We start from the raw sequence: 15,702 nt of genomic DNA, 5'->3' as shown, positions 1-15,702 counted from the left end.
TCATGATTCCTTTGAAAGTGTTTCTGGAAAACGCCTCTTTTTCGGCGTTCAGAAATAAATCATGATACGCCCATCAAACACTCCCGGAGAAAAAACTCATGAAAGCCATCGCCTACCGCCAGTCCCTGCCAATCGAGCACGCCGAATCGCTGATCGATATCGAACTGCCAGCCCCGCAAGCCAGCGGCCGTGATCTACTGGTGGAAGTGCGCGCCATTTCCGTCAATCCCGTGGATACCAAGATCCGCCGCAATGTCGCGCCCGCCGAAGGCCAGGCCAAGGTCATCGGCTGGGATGCCGCAGGCGTGGTCAAGGCTGTCGGCCCGGACGTCACGCTGTTCCAGCCCGGCGATGAAGTCTGGTACGCCGGCGACCTGACACGCGCCGGCACCAACAGTGAACTGCATCTGGTGGACGAACGCATCGTCGGCCACAAGCCGAAGAATATCGATTTCGCCCAGGCCGCCGCGCTGCCGCTAACCACCATCACCGCATGGGAACTGCTGTTTGACCGTCTGGAAGTCAGCCGCGACGCGGGCGCCACGCAGGGCAAGTCGCTGCTGGTGATCGGCGCTGCGGGCGGCGTCGGTTCCATCCTGGTGCAACTGGCCCGCCAGCTGACCGGCCTGACCATCATCGGCACCGCTTCGCGTCCGGAAACCGGCGAGTGGATCAAGCAGTTGGGCGCACATCACGTCATTGACCACAGCAAGCCGCTGAACGAAGAAATCACCCGCCTCGGCCTGCCGTCCGTGACCTACGTCGCCAGCCTGAACCAGACCGACCACCACTGGGCCGCCATCAGCGAACTGGTCGCGCCGCAAGGCAAGATCGCGCTCATCGACGACCCGGCCGCGCTGGACGTACGCACCTTGAAGCGCAAGAGCGTGTCGCTGCACTGGGAGTTCATGTACACGCGCTCGATGTTCCAGACCGCCGACATGCAGGAACAGCACAAGCTGCTCAACGATGTGGCCAAGCTGGTGGAAACCGGCGCGGTAAAAACCACGCTGGCGGAACGTTACGGCAAGATCAATGCGGAAAACCTCAAGCGCGCCCACGCCCTGATCGAGAGCAACCGCGCCAAAGGCAAGATCGTACTGGAAGGGTTCTAAGCACGGGCGGCTGCCGCCGAGGTGGCATCCGCCTCGGCGCGCAACAGCGCCAGCACGGTGTCGTCATGCCTGGTCAGGGCTTCCTGCATATAGCTTGCCAAAGCGCAGGAAGTCTCCAGCACCTCGATGAACGCCGTCTGGCGCCGCTTGAGTCCTGCCGACTCATAACCCAGTTGCGCGAACATGCGGCCGATGTCTTCGCAGTAGTCGCGCAGTTCCAGCATGGTGGTTTTGGTGAATTCAATATCCGCGCGCATGCTGTGGTCCAGGTCCAGCATTTCCATTTTCTCTTGCGCCGTCGGCGAGATGCGGCGGATGGCCGGCCCCCAGCGTTCGAACTTGTGCGCAATCCGCTTCATGCGCGCGATCTTCTGGTCCAGCATGCGGCAATACTGCCAGCATAGCCACCACACGGGCATGCGCGAGACGAAATGCGGCAGCCCTGCGCCGGACAAGGTACGTTCAAGTTTTTGGACAGATTCGACCAGGCGCCGCGCGCTGGTACCGATGGGAAGATGGGGCATGATGGCAGCTCCGCTGAGGGTCCAGGGAACTACATTAGCTGCCGCATCAAACGGATAGTTTGATGCGGCTTAAACTTTGGCGGAAATCTATGCGCTGGTCTTGCGCAGCATGGCTTTAATACCACGCAGTCCCTGGCGGATGCGCGCTTCGTTCTCAATCAACGCAAACCGCACATACTCATCGCCGTACTCGCCAAAGCCGATCCCCGGCGAAACACAGACCTTGGCCTCGGCCAGCAGCAGCTTGGCAAATTCCAGCGAGCCCAGATGGCGATAGGCCTCGGGGATGCGCGCCCAGATGTACATTGACGCTTTCGGCTTGTCCACCAGCCAGCCGGCTTCGCACAGACCTTTGTGCAGCACATCGCGGCGGCTCTGGTATTGCGCGCAGATCTCGCTCACGCATTGCTGGTCGCCTTCCAGCGCCGCAATCGCCGCCACCTGCACCGGCGTGAAACTGCCGTAGTCATGGTAGCTCTTGATGCGCGCCAGCGCCGCCACCAGCTCCTTGTTGCCGACCATGAAGCCTACGCGCCAGCCCGCCATGTTGTAGCTCTTGGACAGCGTAAAGAACTCCACCGCCACCTCGCGTGCGCCCGGCACCTGCATGATGGACGGCGCTTTCCAGCCATCGAACACGATGTCGGCATAGGCCAGGTCGTGCACCACCAAAATATTGTGCTGCTTTGCCAGCGCCACCACGCGCTCAAAGAACTCCAGCTCCACGCACTGCGCAGTCGGGTTCGATGGGAAGCCCAGTATCATCATCTTCGGCTTCGGATAGCTCTCGCGTACCGCGCGCTCCAGCTCGTCGAAGAAGTCCACGCCGGGCGTCATGCGGACCGAGCGGATATTCGCGCCGGCAATCACCGCGCCCCAGATGTGGATGGGATAGCTGGGATTGGGCACCAGCACGGTATCGCCCTGGTCCAGCGTTGCCAGCATCAGGTGCGCCAGGCCTTCCTTGGAGCCGATGGTGACGATGGCTTCCGAATCCGGATCGAACTCGACATCGTAACGGCTCTTGTACCATTTGGAGATGGCGCGGCGCAGGCGCGGAATGCCTTTGGAGGCCGAGTAGCCGTGGGTGTCCGGCCGTTGCACGGTGTCCACCAGCTTGCTGACGATGTGCGGTGGCGTGGCGCCGTCCGGATTGCCCATCGACATATCGATGATGTCCTCGCCACGGCGGCGTGCCGCCAGCTTCAGCTCGGCGGTGACATTGAAAACGTAAGGGGGTAAGCGATCGATGCGCGCAAAGCTGCGCGGATTTTGGGTGTCAGTCATGAATTGTCCACGTAAGCGCCCGGAACCGTCCGAGCGACGTCGATGCAGAGAGCATCGGGATCGATACTAGACGATCCCGTTCATGTCTGGCAAGGGCCTTAAGCGGCGGCCTGCTTTTGCTCTTCGCTGAACCACTCGAACAGAATCAGGCCGATGATGGAAGCGAGCGGCAGGAACAGCAGCGAAACCAGCACCCACAACACCGGCGAACGGCCCAGGCGCCGGGCGGCGATGCCAATGAAGATCAGGTGCAGCACCAGGCAAACAAAAATGCCGATGCCGGCGGCGATGATCAGCAGCACCGACTGGCTGGTGTATTTTTGAAACAGCGGCGGCAGGAAGGAAGCCACACCAAATATCCACAGCACCAGCGTGACTGCGGCGGCGGCGATAGGCTGTTGGGCACGAGCGACTTGCATGGCATCTCCTCAAAGAAGCAAGTATGCTGCCACGAACCGATTGCAAAAGCAACAAGCTATTCACACGCGGAGCGCCCGGTAATTTACCGCAACGAGGTCAGCGCGGAGGCCGCAACGATGGCGCTGATCGCCAGCCACTGCGCCAGGCTCAGATGCTCGCCCAGCACCGCCATCCCCGCCAGCGCACTCAGCGCCGGCGCGGCACTGCTGAACATGCTGAAGGTGCGCGAGGACAGCGTACGCATCGAGAACATCTCCAGCGTGTACGGCAAGGCGCTGGACATCACCGCAATCGCCAGGCCGATCAGCAGATATGACGGCGTCAGCAAGACCTCGCCCGCATGCCATACGCCAATCGGCACGATAAACAGCGACGCCGCCAGCATCGCCCACGCCACCGTCTGACCGCCCGGCATCAACGACACACGCTTGCCAAACACGATGTACAAGGCCCAGCACACGGCAGCGCCGGCCGCATACGCCACGCCCACCGGGTCGAGCTGATCCACATGCCCATGGATCGGCAGCAGGTAATACAGCCCCGCCACCGCCAGGCACACCGCGACAAAATCGCGCGGCCGGTGCGACGACAGCACAGCCACCGTCAACGGCCCGGCCACTTCAATCGCCACCGCAATCCCGAGCGGAATATGCGCGAACGCGCGGTAAATCAGCAAGTTCATCAAGCCGATCACCGAGCCGTAGATGGCCAGATTCAGCGCCTGCTTGCGCGTCAGCGGCGTACGCCACGGACGGAACACCAGCAGCATCAGCGCCGCCGCAATGCCGACACGGTAAGCGGTCACGCCTTCGACGCCGATGCGCGGGAACAGATGCTTGGCCACCGCCGCGCCGATATTCAGGGACAGCTGGCTGCACAGCAGCGCCATGCCGGCCAGCCAGGGATTGGCGGCCGGCAGTACTTTTTCTTCTTGCGTCATTTCGCCGACAGCGCCAGTTTCACTGCAATCGGCTGCCCGGCGCGGCTCTCAGTTGTGACCGGTGCACTAGCGCTCGCAGTTGCCGGGTTTACGCCGGACTGCTTCAATACAGCGATGACCGCCGCCGCGCGCATGGCGCCCAGCTGCGGCAAGGCATCCTTGGGCAGCGCCTGATTTTTTTCCAGGCGTGCCTGCAGGCCGTCATAAAAAGCGCTGGCATCCGCCACCTGCGGTTCGCCTTGCACCAGCTTGCCCAGGCGTTGCAGGACCGGCAGTTTCTTCGCCGCCTCATCGCCCGTGCCTGCCGCGCTTTCCGCCGCCTTCTTCTGCTTATCGAGCTCGGGTGCACCGAACCGTTCGGCATACAAATCACGCAGCGCGCTACGCACCTTGCGCTGGCCGATGTCCAGCGGACCGGGCTGTTCATCCGCGGCCAGCTTGATGTCCGCCTTGGCCAGCACGACGCGGCGCAATGCCTGCGCGCGCAAAGCCGCGCCGTCATTGTCTTGGTTGTACAGGCCAGGCACGGACAGCTTCAACTCCGGCTTCTGCACCAGTATCCTGGCGACCTGCTGCAACTTCTCACGCTCCGGCGGCAGCACGACTGCGCTGCCGGCATCGAACTCCACTGCTTCCAGCTTGTCGCCGCTCACGCCAAACAGATTGCCCAGCGCGCGGAATGGCGCCGTCACCACCTTGGTCATGATATTGCCCAATGCCTTCCACACCACGGCGCCGTAGCTGAAGCTCGGGTCATTCATATTGCCCGACACCGGTATGCCGAGGTCGATCCGGCCATTGCTGTCCTTGAGGATGGCCAGCGCCAGCTCCAGTGGCAGCTTCAACGCATCCGGACTGTCGATGCGCTCGCCCAGCGTCAGCTTGTCCAGCACCACCTGGTTGTTGCCTTCCAGCTGGCCATTGCGGACCTTGTACTGCAAGTCCAGCGAGATCTTGCCCTCAGCGATCTTGTAGCCCGCGAACTTCATGCTGTACGGCGAGGCCGACACCATGTCCACGTTCTTGAACACCACGTTCATGTCCGTGTTATCCGCCGGCACAAACGGATTCAGCTGACCACGCACACGCGCCAGGCCGTAGTCATCCACGCGGCCGTCCAGCTCGATCTGCGCACGCGCATCGCGTTTGGACGACAGCCCGGTAATCACGCCATTCAACTCGTAAATCCTGGCGCCGAATTGCGGCCGCAGACTCAGGTCAGTGAAGTCCAGCTTGGCGTTCTGGAAGCGCACGCGGCGCATGCGCACCGGGAACGGTTCACCGGCCGGCGCCGGTGCAGCCTTTTCCGCAGGTGCGGCAGGCTGCTGCACCAGCAAACGCTGCGCGTTTAAACTGCGGTCGTTCTCAATCATCAGAATCGCATTCGGCTCGACTACGCGCAACTCGGCCACGTCCAGCAAGTCCGGTTTCAGGCTCAGCGCCACCTTCTCGGCGCGTACCGACTTCCAGTGGGCGAAGCGGTCATTGTTCTGTTCGTTCAGCGACAGCTCGGCCACCTCAAACGAACCGTCATAACGCAAGGCGGGATCGGCCTTGCTGCCGCCAGCGCCGGTACGCAAACGGCCTGCCGCATTGATGGCGCCATCGGCAATCTTCAGTTTGACGTATTTGCCCAGCAAGGGCTGCACCGGCGCCAAAGCCAGCTTGCTCAGTTTCAGGTCCGTGTCCACTGCACCGGTGGCCGGCACGACCTTGCCTTTGGCCGTCAGTTGCCCGCCCTCGCGCAAGGCGACAGCGCCTTCAAACGCCAGCGGCTTTTTCAGCTCTGTACCGGCATCGCGCAGCTTCAGGTTGAAGTCCTGCAGATTCACTTTGATCCCGGTGCTGGCGTCGTCATAGCGCGCGCCAAACTTGTTCAGCTCAACCGACTTGACATTGGCGGTCCACGCCGGCCCGGCCTCGGCTGGTGCAGCAGCCGAGGCCGGCGCCGCACTACCCGCTTTCGGCAACGCGCCCATCAGCACGAACTGGCCTTTCGCATCACGCGACAAGTCGAGCTGGCCGCCGTCCGCGTATAAACGGCCCACGCTGGCCTTGTGCACGGCCAGGTCGAGCGCGGCCTCCTCAAAACCAATACGCGACAGCTTGAGCGGCGCCACCGCGCCTGCGTTCATGGCCACGTTCTCCATCGAAAACGCCGCATCATCGATGTTCAGCTTGCCGCCATCCAGCAGCAGGCCCAGCTTGAGTCTGGCGTTGTCGCTGCTGACTTTCAGCGCAGGCGACACGGTTTCATCGATATAGCTCAACGCCACCGCATCCAGGCCGATCTGCTTGAAGTGCAGCTTCCAGTTGCTCTCCTTCTCCTGCCCGGCCGGCTTGACGGGTGCAGGCGATGGTTTGGCCACCGGTGCGGGCAGCATCAGCCCTGCCACATCGATATCTCCACGGGCATCGCGGCGCACCGCCAGCGCGCCGCCGTTCAGCTGCAAACCGCCGATCTGCACTGACCGCTTGAGCAGATCCACGCCAACCTCCGTCACCGCCAGCTGTTTCAGCTCAACGAAGGATGCCGCCGCGTCGCCACGCTTGAGCGCGAGCTGATTCAGCGTCAGGCCAGCGCCTTCCAGGTGGGCGTCCAGCTTGCCATCCTGGTAGGCAAACCTGTAGGGCAAACGGGCTGACAGCTTGCCATCCACCACCACAATGCGCGAGAACGACTTGAGGTAGGCGGCCAGGCCGGGCAGCACCACGTTCTCCAGCGTCAGCGCGCCGCTGCCACTGACCGGATTCACGGCAGCCACGCCCTTCCAGCGCAGCTTGCCGCCCAGGCCCGCGTCCGCGCTCAGCGTGTAATCGCCATTTTCATCCGGCAGCGTGCTCAGGTTATTCAGCGCGAACGAAATCGGCGTGAACGTATCCTCGTAACCCGCATGCTTGTCGTGCATCGCCACTTTGCCGTCATCCAGCGCGAAATGGCTGATGATGAGGCGCGGCATGCCGGTGTCCTTGTCGTCCTTCTTGTGCTTGTCGAGTGTGGCCAGGAATGCCGCGATATTGAACGTGCCATCCTTGGCGATCGCCAGTTGCACGGCGGGCGCCGTGACGCGGATCTCGGCAAAGCTCCAGGCACGGCGGAACAGCGAACGCCACTGCATCTCCACCGTCAGCCCGCCCACCGCAAACAACGGTGCGCCGTCCACTTCGGTCAGGCGGATATCCTGTGCTTCCAGGCGTAGCGTGAATGGGTTGAAATGCAGCTGCCCAATGCTGGCTTTGCGCTCCAGTTCGGTCTCGGCATACTTCGGAAACTGGCTCTTGATGATGCCCGGAACCAGCCAGAAGCCTGTTACCGCATACACACCAACCGCGCTTGCCGCGCCTATTGCCCATCGCTTCCATCGTATCGTCATACCCAGCCAACCTTTGCTTTTTTTATGTTACAGGCAACAGTATAATCGAACCCATGAATGCCCAACTTGAACCCTTCCACACCATCGCCATCAGCAAACAGGCGCACGCCCTGAAAGCCCAGGGCCGTTCGATCATTCACATGGAGTTTGGCCAGCCGTCCACTGGCGCGCCCAAAGCCGCCATCGCCAGGGCGCACGCGGTGCTGGACGCCGAAAGCATGGGCTATTGGGAAAGCGCGCCGCTCAAGCAAAGGCTGGCGCAGTTCTATGACGAGCGCTACGGCGTGACAGTGTCAGCCGACCAGTTCGTGCTGACCTGCGGCGCCTCGCCGGCGCTGGTACTGGCGCTTAGTTCGATGTTTGCGCCGGGCGACCGCATCGCCATGGCGCGGCCGGGCTACGTGGCGTATCGCAATACGCTCAAGGCGCTGCATATGGAACCGGTCGAGATTGCCTGCGGCGCGGAAGTCCGCTTCCAGCTGACCGCTGCCGCGCTAGCTGCCGTTGAGCCGGCGCCACAGGGCGTCATCATCGCCAGCCCGGCCAATCCGACCGGCACACTGATCCAGGCCGACGAGCTGCAAGCCATCGTGGCGGTGTGCCGCGCGCGCGGCATCCGCATCATCTCGGACGAGATCTATCACGGCCTGAGCTATGTCGAGCCGGCCCACACCATCCTGGCCTACGCACCGCAGGCGCTGGTAGTGAGCAGCTTCTCCAAGTATTTCAGCATGGCCGGATGGCGGCTGGGCTGGCTGCTGGCGCCACCGGATCACGTCGAACGCGCGCAGGCGTATTGCGGCAATCTGTTCCTGACTGCCCCATCGCTGAGCCAGCACGCGGGCCTGGCCGCCTTCGATGCGCTGGATGAACTGGAAGGCCACATCGATGTCTACCGCGAAAACCGCCGCCTGCTGCTGGCCGCCCTGCCCGGGCTGGGCCTGACCACGGTAGCGCCGCCGGATGGCGCGTTCTACATCTATGCCAGCATCGCCCACCTGACCGACGACAGCCTGGCCTTCTGCCAGCGCCTGCTGGAAGACACCGGCATCGCCAGCGCGCCCGGCATCGATTTCGACCCGGTCGATGGCCGCCACTTTATCCGCTTCAGCTTTGCCGTCTCCACGGCGGAAATCGCCGAAGCCATCCGCCGCCTGCAACCGTGGTTTGCAGCGCAGCCCCGGCGTTAAGCTACTGCTCGGTCATGCCGCGCAGGTTTTCGATATCGGCGATCGCGTGGCGCCACGTGACTTCCGTATCCAGCACCGGCGACGAGTGCAAGTCCAGATGGATATCCTTCAGCACTTTGTTGCCGAGGGATATCCTGTAGTGCAACGCGGTATATTCCACATCGTACGTCTTTTTCAACCCCTGGCGGCGGGTGTAGGTGTCATGAGTAGCAGGCATGATGTCCTCCTTACTAAGCGTAGGCGTCCAGCATAGCACTAACTCAGACGGCCGGCATTTTGGCGATGAGTTTGTCCAGCGTGATGGGATACTCGCGCACCCGCACGCCGGTGGCGTTGTAAATGGCGTTGGCCACCGCCGCGCCCACGCCGCAGATGCCCAGCTCGCCCACGCCCTTGGCTTTCATGGGTGAAGAGATGGGGTCGGTTTCATCCAGGAAGATCACTTCCTGGTGCGGGATGTCGGCATGCACCGGCACCTCGTATGAGGCCAGGTCGTGGTTGACGAAGAAGCCGCCCCGCTGGTCGATCACCAGCCCTTCCATCAAGGCCGCGCCCGCGCCCATGGTCATCGCGCCGATCACCTGGCTGCGCGCCGATTTGGGATTGAGGATGCGGCCCGCAGCGCACACCGCCAGCATGCGGCGTATGCGCGGTTCGCCCGTGTACGCATCGACCGCAACCTCGACAAAATGCGCGCCAAACGTCGATTGCTGGAATTTCTTGTCGAGGTCGCCGTACTCCATCGTATCCTCGCCCACCAGTTCGCCGTCGGCGGCAGCCTGCGTCAGCGCGAAGCTGCGGCCGTGGGCGCGCACCGCGCCATTGGCAAACTCGGCTTCGGTCGGATCCAGCCCCAGCTTCTGCGCCGCCAGCTCGCGCAGCTTGACGCATGCCGCGTACACGCCGGCGGTCGAGCTATTGCCGCCCCACTGCCCGCCGGAGCCGGCGGAGACCGGAAAATCCGAATCGCCGAGCTTGACCACCACCTGGTTCAGCGGCACGCCCATCATCTCCGCCGCAGTCTGCGCGATGATGGTGTAACTGCCGGTGCCGATATCAGTCATGTCGGTTTCCACCGTTACGATGCCCTTGCCATCCAGTCGCACACGGGCGCCGGACTTCTGCACCATATTGTTGCGGAACGCGGACGCCACGCCGATGCCCACCAGCCAGCGGCCATCGCGCGTCTTGCCCGGCGTCGGATTGCGTTTGTCCCAACCAAAACGCTGCGCCCCCGTGCGCAGGCAATCGACAAAGCGGCGCGTCGAGAACTTGCGCTCGCGCTTGGCGGGGTCGACCGTGGTGTCGTTGATGATGCGGAAGGTGATCGGATCCATCTTGAGCTTTTCCGCCATTTCATCGATGGCGATTTCCAGCGCCATCAAACCGGGCGCCTCGCCGGGCGCGCGCATGGCGTTGCCCTCGGGCAGGTCCAGCACAGCCAGGCGCATCTTCGTCATACGGTTGGCACCGGCATACAGCAGCTGGGTTTGCTGCACGGCGGTTTCCGGTTTGCCGTCCGGCAGATCGCCGGACCAGCTTTCGTGACCGATGGCAGTGATCTTGCCTTCGCGGCTGCAGCCTATGCGGATGCGCTGGATGGTTGCCGGGCGGTGCGTAGTGTTGTTAATCATCAGCGGCCGCTGCAAGGCGACCTTGACCGGGCGACTGGCCATGCGGGCGCCCAGCGCCGCCAGCAAGATCTCGGAACGCAAGAACAGCTTGCCGCCAAAGCCGCCGCCGATATAGGGCGAAACCAGGCGCACGTTCTCTTTCGGGATGCCCAGCGTCTTGGCCATGTCGCCCTTGCTCCAGTTAATCATCTGGTTGGCCGTCCAGACCGTGAGCTTGTCGCCGTTCCACGCAGCGATGGAAGCATGCGGCTCCATCATGCAATGCGACTGGTCGGGCGTGGTGTAAGTGGCGTCCAGCCGCACCGGCGCCGCCGGAAACGCGGATTCGAAGTTGCCGACCTGCTTGTCCTTGGCATCTTTATCGTTCGGCATCTTGGCGCTGTCCCTGGCCTTGGCCAGATCATAGCTGCCCTGCTGCTTGCTGTACTCGACGCGCACCAGCGCCGCAGCGGCGCGCGCCTGTTCGAACGTCTCGGCCACCACCAGCGCAATCGCCTGATGGTAGTGCTGGATCTCCGGCCCGCCCAGCAGCCTGGCCGTATTGAAATTACCCTTGCCCAGCTTGCCCGCATTCTCGGCCGTCACGATGGCCAGCACGCCAGGCGCACGCTGCGCCACGCTGACATCCATGGCGCTGATGCGGCCCTTGGCGATGGCCGAACCAAGCACATAGCCATAGGCGGCGTTGGGCGCTTCGCGGTGGTGCTCGTAGGCGTAAGTGGCAGTACCGGTGGTTTTATACGGACCATCGATACGGTCGGTGGCGCGGCCGATGACCTTCAGCTGATCGATGGGATTGGTGGTGGCAGGCGTATCAAATTTCATGTCATCACCCTTTCCTGGTATCGGCAAATACAGAGGCCAGCGTACGCTGTACCAATGGCAGTTTGAACGCGCTTTCCGCGCTGGGCCTAGCGCCGGACAGCAAGCGCTCGGCCACCGCTTGCGGGCCACGCGGCATGCTGGCGTCCGCATCCGGCACGCGCCATGGCTTGTGCGCCACCCCGCCGAGCGCGACGCGGCCGTTGCCGTCCGGCAGGATCACCGCCGCCACCGACACCAGCGCAAACGCGTACGAGGCGCGGTCGCGCACCTTGCGGTAGACATGCGTGCCGCCCAGCGGCTTGGGCAAGGTGACGCTGGTAATCAGCTCGCCCGGCAGCAAGGCGTTTTCCACGTGCGGCGTGGTACCGGGTAGACGATGGAAGTCGGCGATGGGAATGACGCGCGTAGCGCCATCCGGCTTGACCGTCTCGACGGTGGCCTCCAGCAGCTGCATGGCAACCGCCATGTCGCTGGGATGGGTGGCGATACACGCTTCGCTGGCGCCGAGAATGGCGTGGTTGCGGCTATATCCGCCAATCGCCGCGCAGCCGCTGCCTGGCTGGCGTTTGTTGCACGGCTGGTTGGTGTCGTAGAAGTAGGGACAGCGCGTGCGTTGCAACAGATTGCCGGCCGTGGTCGCGCGGTTGCGCAATTGCGCCGATGCGCCCGCCAGCAAGGCGCGCGACAGCACGCCGTAATCGCGGCGCACACGTTGGTCGGATGCCAGATCGGTATTGCGCACCAGCGCACCGATGCGCAGGCCGCCGCCTGGCGTGGCCTCGATCTTGTCGAGGGCAAGGCCGTTCACGTCGATCAGGTGCTGGGGCGTTTCGATTTCCAGCTTCATCAGGTCCAACAGATTGGTGCCGCCGGCGATGAACTTGGCGCCGGGTGTGCGGGCGGCAATCGCGGCAGCTTCCGCTGGCGACTGTGCGCGGTGGTAGCTAAAGGCTCTCATGCCGTCCTCCCCGACACCTCGGTGATGGCGTCGATGATATTGGAGTAGGCGCCACATCGGCAGATGTTGCCGCTCATGCGCTCGCGCAGCTCGGATTCGTTGAGCAGCGGCCGGGTGTTGAGATCAGCCGTGACATGGCTGGGGATACCTTGTTTGATTTCATCCAGCACGGCAACCGCGGAGCAAATTTGCCCCGGGGTACAGTAGCCGCACTGGTAGCCATCATGCTTCACGAAGGCGGCCTGCATCGGATGCAGCTTGTCCGGCGTGCCCAGCCCTTCGATAGTGGTGATCTTGGCGCCATCCTGCATCACGGCCAGCGTCAGGCAGGAGTTGATGCGGCGGCCATCGACAATCACGGTGCAGGCGCCGCACTGGCCATGATCGCAGCCTTTTTTAGTGCCGGTGAGATGCAAATGTTCACGCAGGGCATCAAGTAGCGTGGTGCGCGTGTCCACCTCCAGCGTGTGCTGCTGGCCATTGACCAGGAAGGTGAATTTGGCGATCGACGGTGGCGAGGGCGCCGGTGGCGGTGGTGGCGCGGCGCTCTGCGCCTCGGCCGTTAATGGAATCGCCGTTGATGTCGCCGACAACGCGCCCGCAATCAACAAGTTACGACGAGAAAAACTGATATCGCTCAGATCGTTCATATCCCCGCACCTCCGCCTGTTAGGTAGGCCTATGGTAAGAGGATTACGACTTCAGGTTAAACACTGTTGACCATGTCGTCAGAAGCCTCAAGCGAGGTAATCGCTTGCGGACAGGGTGCCAGCCATGACGCCGGGCTTCAGGATGTAAGCCAGGGTTGCTTGTGGCAGCACCATATCCCCATCCAGCAGCGCAGCCATGGTTTGCTGGTCATGGCGAAGATCGAAAGCTGCCACGTCGGCGCCTTCGCCGCCACGCAAGCGTTGCAGGAATTGACTGGCAGACTCGCCAGCAATGCGCTCGATTACGATATTGCGCTCCCCGCGCAGCAGCACGCGCTGCGCCCTGGCCGCAGCGTGCAACAGTGCGAGGTCAAACATATTCGCCCGGACGCCGCTGGCAAAGTAGTCAATCATGGTTGGGCAGATACTGGTAATCGCGGTATTGGAACTGGCCACGTTGTTGAATTCCAGGTTCCCGCGCGAGTAGACATCGAGCCAATGCAGCGATTTCTTTTCCAGGTCCAGCACCATCGGCATGAAGATGCCATCGCCGCCCTGCAGATTGAATTTCATTTCAACCGTGCGCGGGTCGAAATGGTCACCACCGGTATCGCCGCGCAGCATCAAGCCGACAAAAGCGTGTTCCAGCTCTTCGAAAGCCTGGCCGGAATAATTGTTCACCACTGCGACGGCATAGCGGATGCCATGTTTTTCGGCCACCAGGCAATCGAGGTCGATGAATTCCGAAGCGCCATCGGGATAAGGAGCACTGGTCAAATCACCGGCGCTGACGGCGATCCGTCCAAACTCGCCCTGCAGCTCGCGCTGGTAATAGGAGCAGGTGCCGACGTGCTGCCATTGCGCGTCATAGAAGCCGACGGACAGGTCCAGGTCGGTATTGCAGTGCGCCCGCTCCGGTTCGCACCAGTGCAGGAACAGCCGTATGGTCTTGTCGGGCGCGATGCCGATGGTCGATCCACGCGGCAGCTGGATTGCTGCCGGCGAGGCAGTGCGTTCATTGAACGGAACCATGATGGTTTTCAGCCTGGTATCGATAATGAAATCGCCCACACCTGGCTTGCCGGCGAAGCGCGCAAGCAATTCCCGCTCGACGATCGCCACGCTGCGCGCAATCGCGGCCGGCGCCAGGACTGCCCGCGTGTCCCGAGCGAACACGCCATTGACGACAGATCCTTTGGGCCAGTACACGCGCGACGTGGCCCGCGTGCCGCGCGTTGGCAACAAAGCGTGCAGCGTCAGCAATACCGGTGTGGACAACTGGGGCGCGCAGCGTTCCAGGCCTGCCAGCAGTGCTTCGACGGCAGCCTGGTCGTCACCGGCAATCCGCAGCGCATGGTCAAACCGCCGCGCCAGTTCACCCGGCCGCTGCAACAGCAAAGCCGTCATGCTGCCGGCATCACTGAGATTAATTGCCGCTTCCAGCTTGCCGTAATACGTCAGCCATGCCGGTGCGCGGCTGCCATCCGGCGCCTTGCCCCGCACGATCTCGAAGGCCAGCGCCACCTTGGGAAAGCGCAACCGGTATTCGGCCGGATGCAGGAATTCACCGAGCCAGATCCAGTACGAACGATGCCGCAGCATGTCCTCCGTCATGGACTCCGCCGGCAGGCTTTCCATGAACGCCATCAAGGCACGCCTGAGTGGACGACCAAGCTTCGCCATCTTGAAACGGTTGATTTCCACCGGTAGCTTGAGCGACGTGTATCTATCGTAGTAGCTATGCGCAAACAGCTGCCGATATGGCTTCTTCTTTCTCGCCTCCGCGAGGGTAAATTCACGCACCACGGTTTGCGGCAGCAGGCCAGGATCTGCGCCGGAATAGCTGGCAACCAAACGCAAGACATCCGTCGCGGTATTCATATACGGCGCTGCGGCCGGCATGGCCACGGCAGGACCGCACTGACGCAGCAGCGTGCCGAAAACATGCGCAATATTCTCGCGTACCGGCATGGTGGCTGGCAACCACGGCAACACCTCAGCGCCGTATTCGGTGACGATGGCTGACAGGTCCGCCACATCCACCGGCGACATGGCCTGCGTGCGTTCGCAAAAACTGCCGAATAGCGCACGTGCAGCCTGCGCAGCGGATACGCCCAGGTCCAGCAATTTGAGTCTGACGTTTTCCGTCGACATGCCTGTCGCCGGTTCACGCCGGAAGAATGCGGACTGGCGATCGACCTGCCGTTCGCAGATGGGGCATGCCGAGTAATTGCTACCGTCAAAACACTGGTCGCATACCACGTGCATGCAGGGATTCAGCACATGCGTGGTCCCCGTCTGCCCGCAATGCAGGCAGGGCTGACCTTCCGCCTGCATGAAATGGGACAGCACGCGCCGTCGCCACAAGCCAGACGTATCGGCCGGCACATCGTCCGGAAACTTGCGGTACAGCGGCACGTGAGTGCGATGGCCGCCCAGGTTTTCCGCGAGAACGCTCCAGACTTGCGCTTGCAGCAGGGTGAGCGCTTCGGTGGAAATGGTCTGCAGGCGTTGACGCAGACGCGTGGACACCGCGTACCCCAGCTTCGCGAGATTGATCTCGAACGCTTCAAGGAAATTGCTGGGGAGCGCCGCAGTACCTGCCTCAACAAACAGCAAGCCCTGCCTGCGCAACAAGATCGTGTGGGCGGCAGTGAACGTCATGAAATTCGGGGAGAAGGGAAACGGACGAACTGAATCGGAGGGTAGAAGGAAGCCCGTCCTAAGCCTTCTCGGAAAGGATCCTAATGTATTTACAACCCATCAGCAAGGGGAGAATTAAAAC

At 62.5% G+C, this 15,702-nt stretch carries 12 protein-coding genes; 2 read left to right on the top strand and 10 right to left on the bottom strand.

Going from position 1 to position 15,702, the window contains the following annotated elements:
* Window positions 1-98 precede the first annotated feature (98 nt).
* The gene (locus tag BUA36_RS16645) at window positions 99-1,115 is read left to right on the top strand and encodes a zinc-binding alcohol dehydrogenase family protein (protein WP_072786310.1); all 1,017 of its coding nucleotides are present in this window, start codon (window positions 99-101) and stop codon (window positions 1,113-1,115) included.
* On the opposite strand, the gene BUA36_RS16640 is transcribed toward BUA36_RS16645, so the two are convergent.
* The 5 genes from BUA36_RS16640 to BUA36_RS16620 all read right to left on the bottom strand — a co-directional run bounded on the left by BUA36_RS16640 (window position 1,112) and on the right by BUA36_RS16620 (window position 7,660).
* A complete protein-coding gene (locus BUA36_RS16640; protein ID WP_072786307.1) occupies window positions 1,112-1,639 on the bottom strand; it encodes a hypothetical protein in 528 nt (175 codons plus the stop codon). The genes BUA36_RS16645 and BUA36_RS16640 overlap by 4 nt on opposite strands.
* 87 nt (window positions 1,640-1,726) lie before the next feature.
* Window positions 1,727-2,926 carry an alanine transaminase gene (alaC, locus tag BUA36_RS16635; RefSeq protein ID WP_072786305.1) on the bottom strand — a complete coding sequence of 400 codons (1,200 nt, stop codon included), beginning with the start codon at window positions 2,924-2,926 and terminating at the stop codon, window positions 1,727-1,729.
* Window positions 2,927-3,024: 98 nt separating this feature from the next.
* Entirely contained in the window at window positions 3,025-3,345 is a 321-nt protein-coding gene (locus BUA36_RS16630; protein WP_072786303.1) for a hypothetical protein, read from the bottom strand.
* 83 nt (window positions 3,346-3,428) lie between these two features.
* Window positions 3,429-4,286: an EamA family transporter gene (locus BUA36_RS16625; protein ID WP_072786301.1), complete on the bottom strand. Its 858-nt coding sequence runs from the start codon at window positions 4,284-4,286 to the stop codon at window positions 3,429-3,431.
* Window positions 4,283-7,660, bottom strand: a complete 3,378-nt coding sequence (locus BUA36_RS16620; protein ID WP_072786299.1) for a DUF748 domain-containing protein — start codon at window positions 7,658-7,660, stop codon at window positions 4,283-4,285. Before BUA36_RS16620 ends, BUA36_RS16625 begins: the two co-directional genes overlap by 4 nt.
* Window positions 7,661-7,713: 53 nt before the next feature.
* Here BUA36_RS16620 and BUA36_RS16615 point away from each other — a divergent pair, with 53 nt between their 5' ends.
* Window positions 7,714-8,850 carry an aminotransferase class I/II-fold pyridoxal phosphate-dependent enzyme gene (locus tag BUA36_RS16615; RefSeq protein WP_072786297.1) on the top strand — a complete coding sequence of 379 codons (1,137 nt, stop codon included), beginning with the start codon at window positions 7,714-7,716 and terminating at the stop codon, window positions 8,848-8,850.
* 1 nt (window position 8,851) lies between these two features.
* Here BUA36_RS16615 and BUA36_RS16610 read toward each other — a convergent pair whose 3' ends face one another.
* The 5 genes from BUA36_RS16610 to BUA36_RS16590 all read right to left on the bottom strand — a co-directional run bounded on the left by BUA36_RS16610 (window position 8,852) and on the right by BUA36_RS16590 (window position 15,581).
* Entirely contained in the window at window positions 8,852-9,067 is a 216-nt protein-coding gene (locus BUA36_RS16610; protein ID WP_072786295.1) for a hypothetical protein, read from the bottom strand.
* 43 nt (window positions 9,068-9,110) lie between these two features.
* On the bottom strand, window positions 9,111-11,309 hold the full coding sequence (gene paoC / locus BUA36_RS16605; protein ID WP_072786293.1) for an aldehyde oxidoreductase molybdenum-binding subunit PaoC: 2,199 nt from the start codon (window positions 11,307-11,309) through the stop codon (window positions 9,111-9,113).
* A gap of 4 nt (window positions 11,310-11,313) precedes the next feature.
* Window positions 11,314-12,267, bottom strand: coding sequence for an FAD binding domain-containing protein (locus tag BUA36_RS16600; protein ID WP_072786291.1), 954 nt, complete (start codon window positions 12,265-12,267; stop codon window positions 11,314-11,316).
* Window positions 12,264-12,917 carry an aldehyde dehydrogenase iron-sulfur subunit PaoA gene (paoA, locus tag BUA36_RS16595; RefSeq protein ID WP_072786289.1) on the bottom strand — a complete coding sequence of 218 codons (654 nt, stop codon included), beginning with the start codon at window positions 12,915-12,917 and terminating at the stop codon, window positions 12,264-12,266. Before paoA ends, BUA36_RS16600 begins: the two co-directional genes overlap by 4 nt.
* Window positions 12,918-13,004: 87 nt before the next feature.
* Window positions 13,005-15,581: an MXAN_6230/SCO0854 family RING domain-containing protein gene (locus tag BUA36_RS16590; protein WP_072786287.1), complete on the bottom strand. Its 2,577-nt coding sequence runs from the start codon at window positions 15,579-15,581 to the stop codon at window positions 13,005-13,007.
* Between the last annotated feature and the right edge of the window lie 121 nt (window positions 15,582-15,702).

The organism is Duganella sacchari, assembly GCF_900143065.1.
Classification (GTDB): Bacteria; Pseudomonadota; Gammaproteobacteria; order Burkholderiales; family Burkholderiaceae_D; genus Rugamonas; species Rugamonas sacchari.
The sequence above is the reverse complement of the archived record's forward strand: the minus strand, read 5'-3'. Positions and strand labels throughout refer to the sequence as shown.

Coding starts and splice junctions, on each gene's coding strand:
- paoC (WP_072786293.1), bottom strand. CDS start 11,309: ATGAAATTTGATACGCCTGCCACCACCAATCCCATCGATCAGCTGAAG.
- BUA36_RS16625 (WP_072786301.1), bottom strand. CDS start 4,286: ATGACGCAAGAAGAAAAAGTACTGCCGGCCGCCAATCCCTGGCTGGCC.
- BUA36_RS16600 (WP_072786291.1), bottom strand. CDS start 12,267: ATGAGAGCCTTTAGCTACCACCGCGCACAGTCGCCAGCGGAAGCTGCC.
- BUA36_RS16630 (WP_072786303.1), bottom strand. CDS start 3,345: ATGCAAGTCGCTCGTGCCCAACAGCCTATCGCCGCCGCCGCAGTCACG.
- BUA36_RS16640 (WP_072786307.1), bottom strand. CDS start 1,639: ATGCCCCATCTTCCCATCGGTACCAGCGCGCGGCGCCTGGTCGAATCT.
- BUA36_RS16590 (WP_072786287.1), bottom strand. CDS start 15,581: ATGACGTTCACTGCCGCCCACACGATCTTGTTGCGCAGGCAGGGCTTG.
- alaC (WP_072786305.1), bottom strand. CDS start 2,926: ATGACTGACACCCAAAATCCGCGCAGCTTTGCGCGCATCGATCGCTTA.
- BUA36_RS16610 (WP_072786295.1), bottom strand. CDS start 9,067: ATGCCTGCTACTCATGACACCTACACCCGCCGCCAGGGGTTGAAAAAG.
- paoA (WP_072786289.1), bottom strand. CDS start 12,917: ATGAACGATCTGAGCGATATCAGTTTTTCTCGTCGTAACTTGTTGATT.
- BUA36_RS16645 (WP_072786310.1), top strand. CDS start 99: ATGAAAGCCATCGCCTACCGCCAGTCCCTGCCAATCGAGCACGCCGAA.
- BUA36_RS16615 (WP_072786297.1), top strand. CDS start 7,714: ATGAATGCCCAACTTGAACCCTTCCACACCATCGCCATCAGCAAACAG.
- BUA36_RS16620 (WP_072786299.1), bottom strand. CDS start 7,660: ATGACGATACGATGGAAGCGATGGGCAATAGGCGCGGCAAGCGCGGTT.